This is a genomic window from Suipraeoptans intestinalis (genome assembly GCF_009696485.1).
Lineage (GTDB): Bacteria > Bacillota > Clostridia > Lachnospirales > Lachnospiraceae > Suipraeoptans > Suipraeoptans intestinalis.
Genome location: NZ_VULY01000018.1, coordinates 802,833 through 820,556, shown reverse-complemented (window position 1 = coordinate 820,556; position 17,724 = coordinate 802,833). Strand labels below are relative to the sequence as shown.

Annotated in this window: 15 protein-coding genes and 8 tRNA genes; 21 read left to right on the top strand and 2 right to left on the bottom strand. The window is 49.3% G+C overall.

The annotated features are described in order from the left end of the window. Nucleotides 1-80: 80 nt before the first annotated feature. The 8 genes from fba to FYJ34_RS04520 all read left to right on the top strand — a co-directional run bounded on the left by fba (nucleotide 81) and on the right by FYJ34_RS04520 (nucleotide 8,724). A complete protein-coding gene (fba, locus tag FYJ34_RS04555) occupies nucleotides 81-944 on the top strand; it encodes a class II fructose-1,6-bisphosphate aldolase (protein WP_154476612.1) in 864 nt (287 codons plus the stop codon). Between the two features lie 80 nt (nucleotides 945-1,024). Beyond that, nucleotides 1,025-3,136, top strand: coding sequence for a glutamine synthetase III family protein (locus tag FYJ34_RS04550; protein WP_154476610.1), 2,112 nt, complete (start codon nucleotides 1,025-1,027; stop codon nucleotides 3,134-3,136). 30 nt (nucleotides 3,137-3,166) lie between these two features. Next, nucleotides 3,167-3,613, top strand: a complete 447-nt coding sequence (locus FYJ34_RS04545; protein WP_154476608.1) for a DUF1700 domain-containing protein — start codon at nucleotides 3,167-3,169, stop codon at nucleotides 3,611-3,613. Nucleotides 3,614-3,936: 323 nt separating this feature from the next. Next, a complete protein-coding gene (locus FYJ34_RS04540) occupies nucleotides 3,937-5,088 on the top strand; it encodes a THUMP domain-containing class I SAM-dependent RNA methyltransferase (protein WP_154476606.1) in 1,152 nt (383 codons plus the stop codon). Next, on the top strand, nucleotides 5,085-5,714 hold the full coding sequence (rdgB, locus tag FYJ34_RS04535; protein ID WP_465244905.1) for an RdgB/HAM1 family non-canonical purine NTP pyrophosphatase: 630 nt from the start codon (nucleotides 5,085-5,087) through the stop codon (nucleotides 5,712-5,714). Before FYJ34_RS04540 ends, rdgB begins: the two co-directional genes overlap by 4 nt. A gap of 9 nt (nucleotides 5,715-5,723) precedes the next feature. Beyond that, on the top strand, nucleotides 5,724-6,203 hold the full coding sequence (locus FYJ34_RS04530; RefSeq protein ID WP_154476602.1) for a metallophosphoesterase family protein: 480 nt from the start codon (nucleotides 5,724-5,726) through the stop codon (nucleotides 6,201-6,203). Between the two features lie 303 nt (nucleotides 6,204-6,506). Further along, nucleotides 6,507-8,408 (top strand): N-acetylmuramoyl-L-alanine amidase family protein, encoded by a 1,902-nt coding sequence (locus FYJ34_RS04525; protein WP_154476600.1) that lies wholly within the window; start codon nucleotides 6,507-6,509, stop codon nucleotides 8,406-8,408. Between the two features lie 230 nt (nucleotides 8,409-8,638). Further along, nucleotides 8,639-8,724, top strand: a tRNA-Ser gene (locus FYJ34_RS04520). A 129-nt stretch (nucleotides 8,725-8,853) separates the two neighbouring features. On the opposite strand, the gene FYJ34_RS04515 is transcribed toward FYJ34_RS04520, so the two are convergent. Then, a tRNA-Ser gene (locus tag FYJ34_RS04515) sits at nucleotides 8,854-8,942 on the bottom strand. Between the two features lie 185 nt (nucleotides 8,943-9,127). On the opposite strand from FYJ34_RS04515, the gene FYJ34_RS04510 reads away from it, so the two are divergent. The 6 genes from FYJ34_RS04510 to FYJ34_RS04485 all read left to right on the top strand — a co-directional run bounded on the left by FYJ34_RS04510 (nucleotide 9,128) and on the right by FYJ34_RS04485 (nucleotide 9,707). Then, nucleotides 9,128-9,202, top strand: a tRNA-Pro gene (locus FYJ34_RS04510). Between the two features lie 6 nt (nucleotides 9,203-9,208). After that, nucleotides 9,209-9,279, top strand: a tRNA-Gly gene (locus tag FYJ34_RS04505). A 55-nt stretch (nucleotides 9,280-9,334) separates the two neighbouring features. Next, a tRNA-Arg gene (locus FYJ34_RS04500) sits at nucleotides 9,335-9,408 on the top strand. 62 nt (nucleotides 9,409-9,470) lie between these two features. After that, nucleotides 9,471-9,544: transfer RNA gene (locus FYJ34_RS04495), tRNA-His, on the top strand. A gap of 14 nt (nucleotides 9,545-9,558) precedes the next feature. Further along, a tRNA-Gln gene (locus tag FYJ34_RS04490) sits at nucleotides 9,559-9,630 on the top strand. A 4-nt stretch (nucleotides 9,631-9,634) separates the two neighbouring features. Beyond that, nucleotides 9,635-9,707: transfer RNA gene (locus FYJ34_RS04485), tRNA-Lys, on the top strand. Between the two features lie 52 nt (nucleotides 9,708-9,759). Here the strand turns inward: FYJ34_RS04485 and FYJ34_RS04480 are convergent. Next, on the bottom strand, nucleotides 9,760-9,939 hold the full coding sequence (locus FYJ34_RS04480; RefSeq protein ID WP_154476598.1) for a helix-turn-helix transcriptional regulator: 180 nt from the start codon (nucleotides 9,937-9,939) through the stop codon (nucleotides 9,760-9,762). Between the two features lie 369 nt (nucleotides 9,940-10,308). Here FYJ34_RS04480 and FYJ34_RS04475 point away from each other — a divergent pair, with 369 nt between their 5' ends. From FYJ34_RS04475 to FYJ34_RS13130, 7 genes are all read left to right on the top strand, one after another. Then, complete coding sequence (locus FYJ34_RS04475; protein WP_154476596.1) at nucleotides 10,309-11,328, top strand: alpha-hydroxy-acid oxidizing protein; 1,020 nt, start codon at nucleotides 10,309-10,311, stop codon at nucleotides 11,326-11,328. A gap of 171 nt (nucleotides 11,329-11,499) precedes the next feature. Continuing rightward, nucleotides 11,500-13,185, top strand: coding sequence for a PucR family transcriptional regulator (locus FYJ34_RS04470; protein ID WP_154476594.1), 1,686 nt, complete (start codon nucleotides 11,500-11,502; stop codon nucleotides 13,183-13,185). A 230-nt stretch (nucleotides 13,186-13,415) separates the two neighbouring features. Beyond that, nucleotides 13,416-14,657: a Zn-dependent hydrolase gene (locus FYJ34_RS04465; RefSeq protein ID WP_154476592.1), complete on the top strand. Its 1,242-nt coding sequence runs from the start codon at nucleotides 13,416-13,418 to the stop codon at nucleotides 14,655-14,657. A gap of 38 nt (nucleotides 14,658-14,695) precedes the next feature. After that, nucleotides 14,696-15,859 carry an NAD(P)/FAD-dependent oxidoreductase gene (locus tag FYJ34_RS04460; RefSeq protein ID WP_154476590.1) on the top strand — a complete coding sequence of 388 codons (1,164 nt, stop codon included), beginning with the start codon at nucleotides 14,696-14,698 and terminating at the stop codon, nucleotides 15,857-15,859. Nucleotides 15,860-15,897: 38 nt separating this feature from the next. After that, nucleotides 15,898-16,686, top strand: a complete 789-nt coding sequence (locus FYJ34_RS04455; RefSeq protein WP_154476588.1) for an electron transfer flavoprotein subunit beta/FixA family protein — start codon at nucleotides 15,898-15,900, stop codon at nucleotides 16,684-16,686. Further along, on the top strand, nucleotides 16,687-17,334 hold the full coding sequence (locus tag FYJ34_RS04450) for an electron transfer flavoprotein subunit alpha/FixB family protein (RefSeq protein WP_235899254.1): 648 nt from the start codon (nucleotides 16,687-16,689) through the stop codon (nucleotides 17,332-17,334). After that, on the top strand, nucleotides 17,331-17,669 hold the full coding sequence (locus FYJ34_RS13130) for an electron transfer flavoprotein subunit alpha/FixB family protein (RefSeq protein WP_330582530.1): 339 nt from the start codon (nucleotides 17,331-17,333) through the stop codon (nucleotides 17,667-17,669). Before FYJ34_RS04450 ends, FYJ34_RS13130 begins: the two co-directional genes overlap by 4 nt. The last annotated feature ends 55 nt before the right edge of the window (nucleotides 17,670-17,724 follow it).

Genomic DNA, 17,724 nt, shown 5'->3' with positions numbered 1-17,724 from the left:
ATAATGGGAAAAGCAAGTGACACAGAAAATTGCCGGACAGGGGGGGACTCCTGGCAGGCAGAAAAAGTGGAGGTAGTAGAATGTTAGTATCAGCAAAAGAGATGCTTGAAAAAGCAGTGGAAGGACACTATGCGGTGGGCCAGTTCAATATCAATAACCTGGAGTGGACCAAGGCGATCCTGCTTACAGCTCAGGAATGTAATTCCCCGGTGATCCTGGGAGTATCCGAAGGAGCAGGCAAGTACATGACAGGCTTCAAGACCGTGGCAGATATGGTCAAAGCGATGATCGATGAACTGAAGATCACCGTGCCGGTAGCGCTCCATCTGGATCATGGCTCCTACGAAGGATGCCAGAAATGTATCGAAGCAGGATTCTCCTCCATCATGTTTGATGGGTCTCACTATCCGATCGAAGAGAATGTTGCCAAGACGAAGGAGCTGGTAGAGACCTGCAAGAAGTTGGGACTTTCTCTGGAAGCAGAAGTAGGCTCCATCGGCGGAGAAGAGGACGGAGTCATCGGACAGGGCGAATGTGCAGATCCGGGAGAGTGCAAGCAGGTTGCAGATCTTGGAGTAGACATGCTGGCAGCGGGAATCGGCAATATTCACGGAAAATATCCGGCAAACTGGGCAGGCCTCAGCTTTGAGACGCTGGATGCGATTCAGCAGCTGACAGGCAAGCTTCCGCTGGTTCTTCATGGTGGGACAGGGATTCCGGAAGATATGATCAAAAAGGCTATTGATCTGGGAGTTGCGAAGATCAACGTAAATACAGAATGTCAGCTATCCTTTGCAGATGCGACAAGAAAGTATATCGAAGCAGGGAAAGATCTGGAAGGAAAAGGATTTGACCCGAGAAAACTTTTGAAGCCCGGTACAGAAGCGATCATGAAGACGGTAAAAGAGAAGATGGAATTGTTTGGTTCTGTCGATCGTGCATAGAACAGCTAAGGGCATTCCGACGATGGTTGGAGTGCCTTTTTGTAATAACTGATAGAATTTATGGAAGAAGAGGATAATAGATGGAAAAGGGTATGAATGTAGCGGAAATATTCGGACAGGATGTGTTTAATGACACGGCAATGCAGGAGCGTCTGCCTAAAAAGGTCTACAAGGAATTGAAAAGGACGATAGAAGAGGGAAAAGAACTGGAACTGGATACGGCAGATGTGATTGCGCATGAGATGAAGGAATGGGCCATTGAAAAAGGTGCGACGCACTATACCCATTGGTTTCAGCCTTTGACAGGCGTGACGGCAGAAAAGCATGATTCCTTTATTTCGGCCCCGCTGGAAAGCGGAAAAGTACTGATGACCTTTTCCGGAAAGGAGCTGATCAAAGGGGAGCCGGATGCCTCTTCTTTTCCGTCGGGAGGACTTCGGGCAACCTTTGAAGCGAGAGGATATACAGCCTGGGATTGTACGTCTCCTGCCTTTGTCAGAAGGGATGCTGCGGGAGCGACTCTTTGTATTCCCACGGCTTTTTGTGCATACACGGGAGAAGCGCTGGATCAGAAGACGCCTCTTCTTCGTTCCATGGAAGCGATCAATGAGCAGGCCATGCGTCTGATCCGGTTGTTTGGCAATACTCAGTCCAAGCGGGTGAGACCTTCCGTGGGAATCGAGCAGGAATATTTTCTGATCGATGCCGGCAAATTCCGGGAAAGAAAGGATCTGATCTATGCCGGACGTACCCTGTTTGGGGCAATGCCCCCCAAGGGACAGGAGATGGATGATCATTATTTCGGGACCATCCGCCAGAGGGTGGCCGGATTTATGAAAGATGTTAACGAGGAGCTGTGGAAAATGGGCGTTACTTCCAAGACACAGCACAATGAGGTGGCGCCGGCACAGCACGAGCTGGCTCCCATCTTTGAAGTGGCGAACGTCGCAGTGGATCACAATCACATCATTATGCAGACCTTGAAGCGGATTGCCGGAAGACACGGGCTGAAATGTCTGCTTCATGAAAAGCCGTTTGCAGGAGTCAACGGTTCCGGGAAACATGACAACTGGTCTCTGACCACGGATGACGGCAGAAATCTTCTGGAACCGGGAAGTACACCGCATGAAAACATCCAGTTTTTGCTGGTACTGACCTGTATTTTGAAGGCGGTGGACGAGCATGCAGATCTTTTGCGGGAATCGGCAGCCAATCCGGGAAACGATCAGAGGCTGGGAGCGGATGAGGCGCCTCCGGCGATCATTTCCGTCTTTCTGGGAGAGCAGCTGGAGGACGTGATGGAACAGCTGATCAGTACGGGAGAAGCGACCCACAGTCTGGATAAGGGGAAAATGCATACGGGAGTGCGTACACTGCCGGATTTTGCAAAGGATGCAACGGACAGAAACCGCACTTCTCCGTTCGCTTTTACAGGCAACAAGTTTGAGTTCCGTATGGTAGGCTCCAGAGATTCCGTGGCAGGGGCTAACGTGGTGATCAATACCATTGTGGCGGAGGCTTTTGCAGAAGCGTGTGATGTACTGGAACAGGCAGAGGACTTTGATCTGGCGGTGCATGATCTGATCAAGGAATACGCCACCAGGCATCAGAGGATCGTATTCAGCGGCAACGGGTATTCGCAGGAGTGGGTGGAGGAAGCGCAGCGGCGCGGGCTGTCCAATCTGAGATGTATGGTGGATGCCATCCCGGCCTTGACCTCTGAAAAGACGGTGGCCATGTTTGAAAAATTCGGAGTGTTTACCCGGACAGAGCTGGAATCCAGAGGAGAGATCAAGTACGAAAATTATGCGAAGGCGATCAATATAGAGGCGCAGGTCATGATCAATATGGCAAGCAAGCAGATCCTTCCGGCGGTGGTGGGCTACACCAAAGTGCTGGCGGATACGGTGCTGGCTGTAAGGGAGGCTGGCGCGGATCATCAGGTACAGGCAGAGCTTCTGACGGAGGTGTCCGCTTTGCTGAAGCAGACAAAGGATGCCCTGAAGGTTCTCCGGGAAGTATCGGAAGAGGCGGCGAAGGAAGCAAAAAGTGAGATCAGAGCCAGGTATTGTTATGAAAAAGTGGTTCCGGCTATGGAAAGACTCCGCAGACCGGTGGATCAGCTGGAGATGCTGGTGGATAAAGAGGTGTGGCCAATGCCGTCTTATGGAGATCTGATGTTTGAAGTGTAAAGGACAGATAGAAAGGGAGAGCAGGAATTCATGACAAAACACGAATTTTTACGCAGACTGGAGGAGGCGCTGGTCAATGAGGTGGAGCCTTCTGTGATACGTGAAAATCTGAAATACTACGAGGAATATATTGGTGAAGAGGTAAAGAAAGGCCGGACAGAGGAAGAAGTGTTGGAAGAGCTGGGGGATCCCTGGGCGATTGCAAGGACCATTTCGGATATGGCAGAGACGGGCTCCCAGGAGCCCCGAAGCCCGCAGCACAGAGCGGATTACGAAGAAGAAAGAACAGAATCCAGAGGTAGCTCTGTCCAGATCAACACAGGGCGCTGGGGCTGTATTTTGTGGCTGGTGATAGGGATTCTGGCTGTGATTGCAATCGGAGCTTTGATCGCGGGGATCATCAGTACCTTGCTTCCGATTCTGCTTCCCATCCTTGCGATCGTGGTGATCGTGCGGATCTTTGCCGGCCGATCCTGACAAAAAGGCGCCCTGTGAGGCGCCGGATCTTTTTGAGAAGCGGGATCGAAAAGTGAAGCGGCAGGAAAGATACCTGAAAAAAGGCTGCTTTGGAGCCTGAAACAGAATCCGTCAGATCAGTAAAAGACCGATGGGGGAGCCATCGGTCTTTTGAGGGGAGTATAAATAATTAATAAGGGGTGTAGGAAGTATCCTTCCTACAAGACTCAGTATAATATAGAGGAATTGAAAAAGCAAGCAGAAAAAGTAAAAAAATATTAAGAAAAAGTTAAAAAACAGAAAGAGCATTTTTCAAGGGAGAAAAGTGCAGAATAGGGAGAAGCATGAATAGGATAGAACTGATCGCACCCTGCCACTTTGGCCTGGAGTCGGTGCTGAAAAAAGAGATTGTGGATCTGGGATATGAGATCACGGAGGTGGAGGACGGCAGAGTTACATTTTGCGGAGATGTGGAGGCGGTTTGCCGGGCCAATGTGTTTCTGAGAACGGCAGAAAGGATCTTATGGAAGGTGGGAAGCTTTCGTGCCACTACCTTTGAAGAGCTGTTTGAAAAAACGAGGGAAATTCCCTGGGAAAATTATATTCCCAAAGACGGGAAATTCTGGGTAGCCAAGGCTGCTTCTGTAAAAAGCAAACTGTTTAGCCCTTCGGATATCCAGTCGATCATGAAGAAGGCCATGGTAAAGCGGCTGCAGGCCAAATACGGGATCGACTGGTTTCAGGAAGACGGCAGCTCTTATCCGGTGCGTGTCTTTCTGAAAAAAGATGTGGTGACGGTGGGGATCGAGACCTCCGGAGCCTCTTTGCATAAGCGAGGATACCGGGCGATAGCGGGAAAAGCGCCCATCACAGAAACGCTGGCAGCAGCCCTGATCCTTCTGACTCCCTGGAGAAAAGACCGGATCCTGGTGGATCCTTTTTGCGGCAGCGGGACATTTCCCATTGAAGCAGCGATGATCGGCGCAAATATCGCACCGGGTATGAATCGGTCATTTTTATCGGAAGAGTGGGACAACCTGATTCCCCGGCAGGCCTGGTATCGGACGATCGACGAGGCGCATGACGGGATCCGGCAGCAGGTGGAAATGGATATTCAGGGGTATGATGCAGATCCACAGGTGGTTCGGGTGGCCAGAAACAACGCTGCAGAAGCAGGTGTGGAGGAATATATCCACTTTCAGGAAAGGGAAGTATCCAGGCTGAGTCATTCGGGAAAATACGGGTTCGTCATTACCAATCCGCCCTATGGAGAAAGGCTGGAGGAAAAGAAAGATCTTCCGGCGCTGTACAGGACTTTAGGGGAACGGATGAAAGAGATGCCCACCTGGTCCACCTATATGATCACTTCTTATGAGGAAGCGGAGCAATATTTCGGGAGAAAGGCAGACAAAAATAGAAAAATTTACAATGGGATGCTGAAAACCTATTTCTATCAGTTTTTAGGACCAAAACCGCCAAGAAGGAGAGAAGGATAATGAGAGAGATTATTTTTGCCACGGGAAATGCACACAAAATGGAAGAGATCCGGATGATCCTGGGAGAAAAACAGGGGGAATTCCAGATTTTATCTCAAAAGGAAGCGGGGATTTTTGTGGATGTTGTGGAGGACGGTCAGACCTTCGAAGAAAATGCGATCATAAAAGCACGGGCGGTGGCGAAGGAAGCCCATAAGCGATATCCGAAAGCGATAGTGCTGGCAGATGATTCCGGACTGGAGATCGACTATCTGGGAGGAGAACCGGGAATTTATTCTGCCAGGTATCTGGGAGAAGACACCTCTTATGACAAAAAAAACCGGGTGATTCTGGAGAGACTGGCGAAGGCAGAACCTTCCCAGAGAACAGCACGGTTTGTGTGTGCCATTGCGGCGGTATTTCCCAACAAGGAACAGGAGGTAGTGCGGGGAACGATGGAAGGGCGGATTGCGCAAGAGATTGCGGGAGAAAATGGATTTGGCTATGATCCGATCTTTTTTTTACCGGAGTATGGATGCACCAGCGCCCAGCTTTCACCGGAAAAGAAGAACAGCCTCAGCCACAGAGGAGTGGGACTGCGAAAAATGCGGCAGATTCTGGAAGAAAGAGAAGGGGCAAAGGAGTAGGAAGGAAGCATGAAGCTTTTGATCATCAGTGATACACATGGTTCGCATATCAATGTAGACAAAGTGCTGGAGAAGGAAGAGGGAATGGATCTTCTGATCCATCTGGGAGATGTGGAAAAAGGAGAGGATGCTATCCGCTATTCCGTGAACTGTCCGGCGCATTTTGTCCGGGGAAATAATGATTTTTTTTCCGATCTTCCCAGAGAGAAGGAGTTGTTTCTGGAGGGCTGGCACCTCTTTTTGTGCCATGGGCATGCGTACTATGTTTCTGTAGGAGAAGAGCAGTTGAAGCGGGAAGCAAGAGGCAGGGGGGCGGATATTGTCCTTTATGGTCACACACATAGACCGGTGATCCACAGGGAAGAAAATCTTCTCATCCTCAACCCCGGCAGTCTGACGCATCCCCGTCAGGAGGGGCGAAGACCCAGTTATATGATCCTGGTGCTGGAGGAGGGAAAAGAGCCGGAGGCTTGGATCAAGTATTTGTAGGGAGATGTGGGAAAAAGAAGTAAGATGGCAAAGTAGCGGATCAATCGACCGGATACTGGAAAGCATGTATCACCATAGGAAAATAGATAAAAACCTGATAAACAGAGTGGAAAAGCAGAAAAAATCAGAATAGAAAAAACCTATAAATTACTTTTTTTATTAAAAAAAACAATCGGTCAGACGCCTGAATGTTATAGAGGAAGCCCGGGGAATTTGCTAAAATAGCAGAAGAAAAATCAGAAGAAAGGGCGGCACAGAGTAAACAGGCAGCCACTTTTTGGAGAGCAGAAAGAGGAGGACAAGATGAGAAAAAAAGTAGTGGGATGGATGCTGGCGTTTGCACTGCTGGCAACACAGGGAAGCGTGGCAGCGCTGGCGGCAGAAAGGGAGACAGAGACCGGTAGCAGCCCGGCGGCGAAGGAAAGTCTGGAAGAGGAACAGACGGCGGGGCAGGAAGCTGTGATCAGGCAGGTGACCCGGAAAACAGAAACCATATCAGAAGGCAGGAAGCAGGTAGAGTTTTTGGTACAGGGAGAAAACCTGAAAGAGGTAGGTGTACGCATAAAGATGGGGTTATTTGCTCAGAAGCTGGATCTGTTTCAGATCGTCAGGGAAGGGGAGGGAGAATCCCAAAGCATCAAGATCCTATTCCCTGAAAATGAGACCGGCGGCGAGGAGGTTTATGAGGTGCAGTTTTTCCCTACTCCGGAAACAAAGGGAAAAATTGCTTTTGAAACAAGCTATGAGGTTCGGATTCCCAGAAAGGAAGAAACGGGAGAGCCGGAGCTTTGGTGGGTTCGCAATGCCATGTGCTTTGGAGACCTGTATCAAGCCGGAGATGAAGTGGTTGTCTGGGTAAAGGGCAAGCATCTGACGAAGGAAAACGTTACGTTGGAGTTTTCTCATCCGGAAAGTGTCATGATTGAAAAGGTGGAGCATCCAAACGATGAAAATCTGACGTATACCCTGTTTTTTCAGGAAAATCCGGAAGCGGGAAGAAAAGAGCACATTATCACGGCAAAGGCAGGGCGATATGAAAAAACCATGAAGCTGACCCAGTATGGGACGGCGGATACGGATGCGCCGAAACCGGATGTAAAGCCGGAGCCTACACTGCCTCCGGTAATTCAGAATGCAAGGCTTTGCTGTGAGGAGATCACGGCAGAAGGCGGTGAGCCGACCTTGACGCTGGAGGGAGAAAACCTGAAAACGGACAACTGGAATGTGACGGTGGAGGCTTTTGAAAAAGGAACGGATACAAGGGTGGAGCAGATGGAGGTGACGGTGGAGAAGACATCCGCTACCTCGGCAGTTCTGCATATTCCTGAAAATAAGACGGGGAAGGAACTGCAATATCAGATCTGGATCGGTGTAAAAGCCAAGGGAACGGAGCCGATTCTGAAGAACCTGTATCAACAGAAAAAGGAAGCCGAGACGGAGCCGATTGAGGAAGATCCACAGATCCGGGAAGGGTGGAGAGAAGATCGGATCGGGAAATGGTACCAATATGAAGACGGAAGCTATCCGAAGGCAGAAGCGGTAGAAATAGAAGGAGAAATCTATTATTTCAATGCGGCCGGATATCTGGAATGCTGTCGCTGGATACAGACAGGCGGACACTGGTATTACCTGACTTACGAAAGCAAAGCGGCAAAGGGATGGGTCGGAATCGGCGGAAGCTGGTATTTCTTTGACAAGAAAACGGCGCAGATGCAGACGGGCTGGCTCAAAGAAGGTGATGCGTGGTACTTTCTGGATGGAAACGGCGTCATGAAGACAGGTTGGCTGTACACAGGCGGCAGTTGGTATTACCTGGGAGAAACAGGCATCATGCAGACAGGTTGGCTGCACACGGGAGGCAACTGGTATTATCTGGATGAGACAGGAGCCATGAAAACGGGCTGGCTTCGGGAAGGTGGCAGCTGGTACTACCTGGAAGGCACCGGCGTTATGAAAACAGGGTGGCTGTATACGGGAGGATCCTGGTATTACCTGGAAGGAAACGGTGTCATGAGAACAGGGTGGTTCTATACAGGAGGATCCTGGTATTACCTGGAAGAAAACGGAGCCATGAAAACGGGATGGCTTCTGGAGAAAGGCAACTGGTATTATCTGAAAGGCAATGGAGTGATGGCAGCCGGGGTGGCGCTGTCCGTATCGGGGACAAGCTACCGATTTGACGGAAACGGCAAATGGATCGGATGATAGAAGTAGAAAAATCAGGCAGGCAAAAAGAGGATCAGGCACAAGGGAAGAAAACCGGGCTTTGTGCCTGGTCCATAAAGAGGGGACAGGAGGTTATAAAAGGGAGATGATAAACGGGAGTCTATGAACAGGACGATAGACGATAGATGGGAGGCGGGAAAAAATATTGACGGAACCTGCCAGGTGTGATAGAATACACCATGTCGCCAGATCGCGGCAGAATAGGATACGGAGGGGTATCGAAGTGGTCATAACGAGGCGGTCTTGAAAACCGTTTGTCCGCAAGGGCGCGTGGGTTCGAATCCCACCCTCTCCGCTTTTGAGAAACAGGAAATGCTTACAGGTTAAGTATTTTCTGTTTTTTTGATCCGATCTTGAGCGACCGGAAGGCTGTACATAAAAAGCCCGCCGATGACGGAAAATCATCAGCAGGCTTTGGGATAGACGGAGATGGAGGGATTTGAACCCTCGCGCCGGCGAAGCCGACCTACCGGATTTCGAATCCGGACCCTTCAGCCACTTGGGTACATCTCCAGCGGAAATGTTGCATTTCCTTTCAGGGAGGCAGGACTACAAAATTATCCACCTCTCATACCGAACCATTGTATCATAAAAAAGCAGAAGATTTCAAGAAAAAAATGATTGACATTTAAAAGTTGGTACTATATAATGACTAATGTGTCACGGCAAATTGCCTGATGACGATCGTGCGACAATGTCGGGGTGTGGCTCAGCTTGGCTAGAGCGCCTGGTTTGGGACCAGGAGGTCGCAGGTTCAAATCCTGTCACCCCGATCGTGTGCGGGTGTAGTTCAATGGTAGAACACTAGCCTTCCAAGCTAGATACGTGGGTTCGATTCCCATCACCCGCTTTTCTTGGAGCAGAAATGCCCGGGAAAATGGTTAGACGGTTTCTGTTTGGCCTGTGAGTCTGTAGCTCAGCTGGATAGAGCAACGGCCTTCTAAGCCGTAGGTCGAGGGTTCGAATCCCCCCAGGCTCGTTGGAACCACACAACTTAATATTGGGTACTTCATCGGTCTTAGTCCGGTAGGTAGATACATGGTGGGTATGGTGCAGTTGGTTAGCGCGCCAGATTGTGGTTCTGGATATCGTGGGTTCGAGTCCCACTACCCACCCTTTTTTCTTTTATTGGGCTATCGCCAAGCGGTAAGGCACAGGACTTTGACTCCTGCACTCGTTGGTTCGAATCCAACTAGCCCAGTTGCGGGCGTGTAGCTCAGTCGGTAGAGCACTTGACTTTTAATCAAGTTGTCCGGGGTTCGAATCCCCGCACGCTCATAAAAGCAAACAGCGGAAATCCAATACTATATGGGTTTCCGTTATTTTTATTTCATGACAGATCATTCTCAACTGTAAACATTTCTTCGATGGATACCTGGAACTGCTTTGCGATATTCCAGGCCAACACGAGGGAAGGATTATATCTTCCGTTTTCCAGATTTCCTATGGTTTCTCTTCTTACGCCGACTTTTTGAGCCGGCTCTTCCTGAAGAGCGAACAACTGAACCAAAAAAGCTATTGTTGCTGATTTCTCAATGTTTTTCCAAAACGATTCATCGGGGATGACCCAAAAGTACCGTAAATAGAACAAGAATCCCAAAAATCCGAACCATCCGGGATTTTTAGTGAAGATCCCAAGGATGGAAATAACGGGCTTGCATTGCGCCGCTTTTCAGAGTAAGATGAAGCCAGTTCACATACGGAAGCTACCCTTTAAAAAGTGCGAAATAGAAAACGGAAAAAAGGACGGAGAAAGAAAACCACAAAGAAAACCGCGAAAGGGAACCGTGAAAGAAGAAAGCAAAAAAGAGTGAGAAAGATACTTGCTGTTTTGTAAAAAACAGATCAAGATAAATTTCAAGAGAAAGAGGGAAGGCAAATGACATACGAAGAGATGCTAAAAACAGCACAGGGAGAAATTGGAAAATTCTGCAAAGCCTGTCCGGTGTGTAACGGGAAAGCCTGCAGGAATCAGATACCGGGACCCGGGGCAAAAGGCGTTGGAGATACGGCCATCCGTAATTATGAGAAGTGGCAGGAAATTCGGGTGCAGATGGACACCCTGACAGAGAAACAGGAAGTGGATACCACATTTGAAATGTTTGGACGTAAGTTCCGCTATCCTTTTTTTGCAGGTCCTGTAGGCGCGGTCAACCTGCATTATGGAGAGAAATACAATGACGCTTCCTACAATGACGTTCTCGTATCCGCCTGTGCGCAGGCAGGGATCGTGGCAATGACGGGAGACGGCGTGAACGCAGAGGTGATGAAAGCGGCAACGGAGGCGGTAAAAAAGGCGAAAGGACTGGGGATCCCCACCATAAAGCCGTGGAACCTGGAAACCATTCGGGAGAAAATGCGGCAGGTGCAGGATTCGGGCGCGTTTGCGGTTGCGATGGACGTAGATGCAGCAGGACTTCCCTTCCTGAAAAACATGGTGCCTCCGGCAGGAAGAAAATCCGTAGAGGAGCTGCGGGAAATTGTGGACGCCGCCTCTGTTCCGTTTATCGTGAAAGGGATCATGACAGGAAAGGGCGCACTGAAAGCAAAGCAGGCAGGCGCATCGGCTATCATCGTATCCAATCACGGCGGACGGGTGCTGGATCAGTGTCCTGCTACGGCGGAGGTGTTAGAAGAGATTGTAGAGGCAGTGGAGGGAAGTATGCGCGTCTTTGTAGACGGCGGTATTCGCTCGGGCGTGGATGTATTTAAGGCGCTGGCTCTTGGCGCCGACGGAGTGATCCTGGCACGGCCTTTCGTAACGGCGGTATACGGAGGCGGCGAAGAAGGGGTGAAGCTTTACGTGGAGAAAATAGGCGGGGAACTGAAGGATACTATGGAAATGTGCGGAGCAGATTCGCTGGCGGAGATTAAAAAAGATATGATCCGAAAAGCTTAGATGCCAAGGACGGAAACCTACCGGTAGAAGAAACTCTGGCAAACATCCATGACCGGCTTTGCCGGGCTTGCAGAAACTTTGAAACAGATTCCCGCAAAAGAGGCTGTGCGGGTTTTGGAGCAGACAAAAAGACGACTGCAGACCAGGTGGAAGGATAGGAGAGGATAAAGCATGAAATATCGTGTGAGAGATTTGATGGAGCAGAGTGGTTTGGGGAAAATGAGGGTGATTGCCGGAGAAGATCATCTGGATAATGAGATCGGGGGAGTGACGATCATTGAAGCGCCGGATATTGTCAAATTTATCAATGGCGGCGAAGTGCTTCTGACGGGACTGTATGCCTTCAAATCCTGCAGCCTGTTGGAAATGGAAGGCTATATCCGGGAGCTGGAGCAAAAAAAGATCAGTGCGGTGATCCTGAAACGAGGACGGAACATTGACTTTGCAGAAGAAAAAGTAGAAATGTTCAAGGCTTATGCGAATCGCAGGGAGATTCCCTGTCTGTCTGTGGATTTTGATACTTCGTTTAAGGACATTATGGAAGTGATCATGGGGGAGCTGTTTAGTGACGAGGTAAAACGGCTGAAATATTTTAAGACGACCAGAGATAACTTCGAGGCGCTGGTACTGTCTTTAAAGCCGGAAGAGGACGGGATCGTGAAGCTGCTGACGGTACTGGGAAAGCTCATCAGCAATCCGACGGGGGTGTATGATCAAAATGGGGTTTGCATCGGAGAGACAAAAACCGTTCCCACTGATCTGGAGGTTTCGGGAGAACTGATCCAGGTAGATCCTGAAATCGCCTCCAACTACCAGTACATGAAGAGAAGTGTATACATTTATGGAGAAGGAAGAGCGGTTGACCAGTACGTAGTCCGCATGAAGAGGATGTTTGGGATCCAGATGTATCTGGTGGTGACAGAGATCGGGGAAAAACTGGACGCCATGGATTATATTGCGATCGACAGTGCGGTATCTGCTCTGCAATATGAACTGTCAAGAAGATATGCGGTACTGGAACTGGAGAAAAAGTATCAAAATGATATTTTGCATAACATTTTGCACGGAGAGATCCACTTCATCGAGGATATGAAGAAAAATGTAAGCCTGCTTGGCATGTCCTTTGGAGGGATGTACCGGGTCGTTGTTTTCGGGATGGAATATAAGAGAGGGAAGGAGCCAAAAGACATCAACGTCCGGATGGATGATGTAAACCTTCTGAAAGAAAGAATCCGCAGGGTGTTCCCGGGAGCCGTGATATCCAATGACCTGGATAAGGTCATCGTAGTAGAAACGGAAGAAATGGAAAAGCATGAATGTGAATTTAGAAAAGACATGCAGGCTGCCATAGAAAAATTGAAAGAGTTTCTGCGGGAGCAGAAAAAAGGCTTTGAAATCAAGGCGGGAGTGGGGAAAAAAGTAGACGGTATCGTCAATTTGAAGTATAGCTACCGGGAAGCGGAGGATGCGTTGGGATTCCTGGATATTGCAGGCAGCATCTTTGGAAAGGAGAAGTCGGATATCCTGTTGTTTTCCGACATGGGAATCCTGAAGCTGCTATCGGGATTGAAGGAGGAAGAATTACAGGAATATATACCGGAGACTCTCCAGAAGCTGTACAGGGATCATAAAAGTCAAAAGAGGGAATGGATCCTGACGCTTTCCACCTACCTGGATTATAATCAAAATCTGATGAAAACGGCGCAGGAGCTGCACATTCACTACAAGACGGTGGCTTACCGGATCGAAAAAATCGGAATGATGACAGGAATGCGCTTTGATGATGCAAGAGAAATGCTGAGTGTGCGAATCGGGCTTGTAGCATGTAAGATCCTGGACAAATTAAAGAAGGGGTAGGAGCAGGATGCCTGCTTCTTCGTACTGCCGGGGAGCAAAACAAAAACCATTTTATCTGAGAAAGATAAAATGGTTTTTGTTTTTTATCATGAAATGACGATGAAAATTGTTAAAAAATAAACTACAATGACGAATATACACAGGGGAAAGAAAAAGAAAAGGGAATAATAGGATAAATTGCACAAAAATAACCTTCTGTTCTTGTGGAACCTGACAGGGAGGAAAAGAGAATGGTCATTGACGTGGAAAAAGTCATGTTTTATTTGGAGGAACTTTATCAATGTGGAAAACAGCCGGACGGCACATTTTCCAGGATCGCCTACTCAAAAGAGGATCAGGAAGGAAGAAGGCTGTTTGCGGGATGGTTTGCAGAAATGGGAATTTCCACGCGGGTAGACGAAGCGGGGAATCTGATTGCCAGAATGGAAGGAAGGAATCCGGCTTTGCCGGCGATCCTGCTGGGCTCTCATCTGGATACCGTTCCTGATGGAGGCAGATATGACGGCGCTGCCGGCTGCGTGGGAGGCCTGGCGGTATGTGAGGCTATGAAAAAAGCAGGATATATTCCCGATCATCCCATTGAAGTAATCGTTTTTACAGATGAGGAAGGGGCAAGGTTCGGAAGCGGACTGTTTGGAAGCAGCGCTATCTGTGGACAGCCGCTGGAGGTGTCAGAGGAAGAGGCAGACGGATGCGGAAACAGGCAGAAGGAAGTGATGGAAAAGAGCTATGGGATCCGGATGGAAGACGTGTGGAAAGCAAAGAAGGAGCCAAAGGATGTTAAATGCTTTCTGGAGCTTCATGTGGAGCAGGGAGCGAGGCTGGACAGAGAAGAAAAAGCAATCGGAGTCGTTTCTTCTATCGCCGGAGTAGTAAGATTTGAGGTGGAGATTTTCGGCGAGGCAAACCATGCAGGAAGTACAGCCATGGGGGACAGAAAAGATGCGCTGGTAGCAGCGGCGGAGCTGATCGGAGAAATCCCTGAAATCGTAAAGAAAACCGGAAAGGAGTTTACTGTAGCGACGGTGGGAACCATACAGGTCTCTCCCAATTCTGTCAATGTGATCCCGGGAAACTGCCGGTTTCATCTGGAGATCCGGGATCAGGAACGAGAAATCATGGAGGCGGTAGAGAAAAACGCTTTCGCATATCTGGAGGAAGTCTGCCGAAAAAGCGGATTGGAATTTCGGGTGCAGAAAATCTCGGACCATGATCCGCAGCCAATGCAGGACTGGCTGAGGAAACAGATCGAGGAGGCGACCAAGGAGATGGACTATAGCTACACGATCCTTCCCAGCGGAGCGTTTCATGATTCTCTGGCGATGGCACAGGCATTTCCCACAGGCATGATTTTTGTACCAAGCAAGGGCGGGATCAGCCATTCCAGATATGAGCGGACAGAAAAAGAAGAGATGAAAAAAGGCTGTGAGGTATTATTACATACCGTATTAAAAGTAGATAACATGAAATAACTCATGTTAGAAATAAAAAAGAAAGGAAGGGCACACAAATGGAGAAAAAGAGAATTGGGATCATCGGCGGAGGAATTTCAGGAACCTGTCTGGGTTATCATCTGAGTCTTTACGATCAGGCGGAAGTTACGGTGTTTGAGAAGAATACAGTGGGAGGCGCCTCTACGGCAAAATCTGCCGGAACAGTATGCCTGTTTGACGATTCTTTGAAAAACCGATACTGGGACGTGCGTCTCTATGGGTTTGAGTCTTACCTGAAAATGGAGGCGGAAGAAAAGGGATCAGCAGGATTTGATAAAACGGGGACACTGGTGGTAGCTACCAATGAGGAAGTGGAAAAGGTCATTCAGACGGGGATCGCTCTTGCAAAGGCGGCAGGCTATACAGGGGAATATATCACCGATAAAGACCGGATCAAGGAAATCCTTCCGGATATTTCCACGGAAAATATTCTGGGAGCAGGTTATACCCAGGATGACGGATATTTTGACGGCACCATGATCTCCAACACCTATGCAAAAAAACTGCAGGCAAACGGCGGCGTCGTAAAAACCGGTGTGGAAGTAACGGAAATAAAGGTAGAAGACAACAAGGTCAAGGGGCTGAAAACCAGCGAAGGAATCGAGTATACCTTTGATGTGGTAGTAGACTGTACAGGACCCTGGAGCAAATTTACCGGAGAAATGGCAGGTGTTGACGTACCGATCTGGCACACAAAAGCAGAAGCCTTTTTCCTTTGCCCTCCGGGAAAGAAGCTGGATTATACCTTCCCGGTATTAAAATACCCGGAATTTTATGCACTGCGGGCAGGAAATAATATTTTCATCTGCAAGTCTCACCTTTCGATGGATCTGAACAATCCAATGCACGCAGGACAGTGGGATCCGGATAAGCTGCCGGCAACGGGAGGAACGGACGAGTATTTCATTGATTTCCTTTTGGACCAGCTGGAAGCGAAGGTACCCGGAATCGTAGACAGCGGACTGGTATCTTCCTGGCTGTCCTACAGAGCGGAGCCAAAGGACTTCTGGCCGATCCTTGGAGAGACACCGGTGGAAGGCTATCTGCTGGCAACAGGCTATGGCGGAAATGGAGTGATCGAAGCGCCCGCAGCAAGCAGAGACCTTGCGAAACTGATCATGGTGGGCGAATCCACGCCGCTATTGGAAAACTGGGCGTTTAAGCGTCTGTTAGAGCAATAAGAAGTGAAAGACACTGCAAGAGTAGATAGGAGAGACATATGAATATAGCAGTTCTGATAAAACAGGTTCCTGTTTCCAACAACGTATCGGTAGATCCGGAAACACATGCGCTGGTTCGCACGAGCATGGAAGGGATGCTGAATCCTGCCGATCTGAATGCCATTGAAGCTGCCATGCTGTTAAAAGAGCAGGTAGGCGGGAAGGTAGTTGCCTTTACCATGGGACCGACAGAGGCGGAAAAATCACTGCGGGATGCCATGGCGCTTGGCTGTGAGGAGGGAGTGCTGATTTCAGACCGGTGCTTTGGAGGAGCAGACACACTGGCGACAGCGAAGCCTCTTGCGAGGGCCATCGGGAAATACGGAACGTTCGAACTTATTTTAGGAGGAGCGATGTCCAGTGACGGAGCAACAGGACAGGTGGGTGCAATGGTAGCGGAATATCTGGGGATCCCTCATATTTCAGAAGTGTCGGGCATAGAGTATGACGGGCAGGAAGGAATACGGGGAATCAAACAGTGTCAGGGAGAAGAGGTGACCTTGGAGGCGCAGCTTCCGGCCTTGATGACGGTATGCTTCGGATGCAATGAGCCGCGCCTTGCAACGCTTCGCACGAAGCGTAAGGCAAAGGAGAAACCGTTGAAGCTGTACACGAATGAGGATCTGGGATTTGCGCAGGAGGAGATCGGGCTCAAGGGATCTCCCACTCTGGTAGCGGATTCCTTTGTTCCTGAGCGGACAAGGAAAGCTGTCATGTTAAAGGGAACACCGGAAGAGATGGCGGCAAAAATTCGAGAGTGGATAGAGATTGAGAAAGGAAAGAATTAAATGGCGAAAGGAATTTGCGTTTTTGCGGAACACTTTCAGGGGAATATAGAAGCGGTGGTAGCGGAGCTTGTTTCGGTGGCACATTTGATACAGGAGACGACGAAGGAACAGATATCGGCCATGGTTGTCTCTGACGACTGTGAGAAGCTGATCGAAGAACTGAAAAAGCTGGGGCTGGATGAGATCTATGCGGTGAAAACAAAAAGAGATCCCCTGTTTCAGGACGATGCAGTCAGCCAGGTGATCGCAGACATGCTCCGCAGGATCGATCCCTCCGTTGTGCTTGTTCCTGCAACAATGACAGGGCGCTCGATTTTTTCACGGGTAGCTGTAAAGCTGGGATGTGGACTGACGGCAGACTGTACAGAGGTGCTGGTGGGAACAGGGGAGGACGGCTCTTTCTATATCAAGCAGAACAAGCCCTCCTTTGGGGAAAATGTATTCGTGACCATTGTGACCAGACCGGGGGTATATCCGCAGATGCTGACGGTAAGACCGGGAGTGTATCAGCCCTATGAGGCGACGGAAGAAAAAGAACCGAGGATCAGCTATCTGGAGGTAGAAGTGCCGGAATCCGGGATCCGGGTGGTAACAAAGCGTCCGGCCGTCTCTTGTACGGACAGCATCCTGGGGCGGAAACAGTTGTGATCGCCGGAAGAGGAGCGGAAACGGCAGAAAGCTTTGAACTGCTCCGGCGGTTCGCCGGGCATCTGGATGCGGCGGTGGGAGGAACGAGACCCATTGCAGATGAAGGGTGGATTCCCTTTGAAAATCAGGTGGGGCAGACCGGATGTACCATCCGTCCCCGTATCTGCATTGCTCTGGGGGTATCCGGGGCGATCCAGCATACGGAAGGGATCAAGGATACAAAGCTGATGATCGCGATCAACCAGGATGAGGAGGCTCCGATCTTCCAGATTGCGGACTATGGGATCGTGGGAGACTTGAATCAAATTCTTGCAGAGTATCTTAAAGAAAAATAGAGAAATAAAATTTATCCGAAACGGATATAAAATATTTTGAAATTTATCGGTATTA

Coding starts and splice junctions, on each gene's coding strand:
- fba (WP_154476612.1), top strand. CDS start 81: ATGTTAGTATCAGCAAAAGAGATGCTTGAAAAAGCAGTGGAAGGACAC.
- FYJ34_RS04550 (WP_154476610.1), top strand. CDS start 1,025: ATGGAAAAGGGTATGAATGTAGCGGAAATATTCGGACAGGATGTGTTT.
- FYJ34_RS04545 (WP_154476608.1), top strand. CDS start 3,167: ATGACAAAACACGAATTTTTACGCAGACTGGAGGAGGCGCTGGTCAAT.
- FYJ34_RS04540 (WP_154476606.1), top strand. CDS start 3,937: ATGAATAGGATAGAACTGATCGCACCCTGCCACTTTGGCCTGGAGTCG.
- FYJ34_RS04530 (WP_154476602.1), top strand. CDS start 5,724: ATGAAGCTTTTGATCATCAGTGATACACATGGTTCGCATATCAATGTA.
- FYJ34_RS04525 (WP_154476600.1), top strand. CDS start 6,507: ATGAGAAAAAAAGTAGTGGGATGGATGCTGGCGTTTGCACTGCTGGCA.
- FYJ34_RS04475 (WP_154476596.1), top strand. CDS start 10,309: ATGACATACGAAGAGATGCTAAAAACAGCACAGGGAGAAATTGGAAAA.
- FYJ34_RS04470 (WP_154476594.1), top strand. CDS start 11,500: ATGAAATATCGTGTGAGAGATTTGATGGAGCAGAGTGGTTTGGGGAAA.
- FYJ34_RS04465 (WP_154476592.1), top strand. CDS start 13,416: ATGGTCATTGACGTGGAAAAAGTCATGTTTTATTTGGAGGAACTTTAT.
- FYJ34_RS04460 (WP_154476590.1), top strand. CDS start 14,696: ATGGAGAAAAAGAGAATTGGGATCATCGGCGGAGGAATTTCAGGAACC.
- FYJ34_RS04455 (WP_154476588.1), top strand. CDS start 15,898: ATGAATATAGCAGTTCTGATAAAACAGGTTCCTGTTTCCAACAACGTA.
- FYJ34_RS04450 (WP_235899254.1), top strand. CDS start 16,687: ATGGCGAAAGGAATTTGCGTTTTTGCGGAACACTTTCAGGGGAATATA.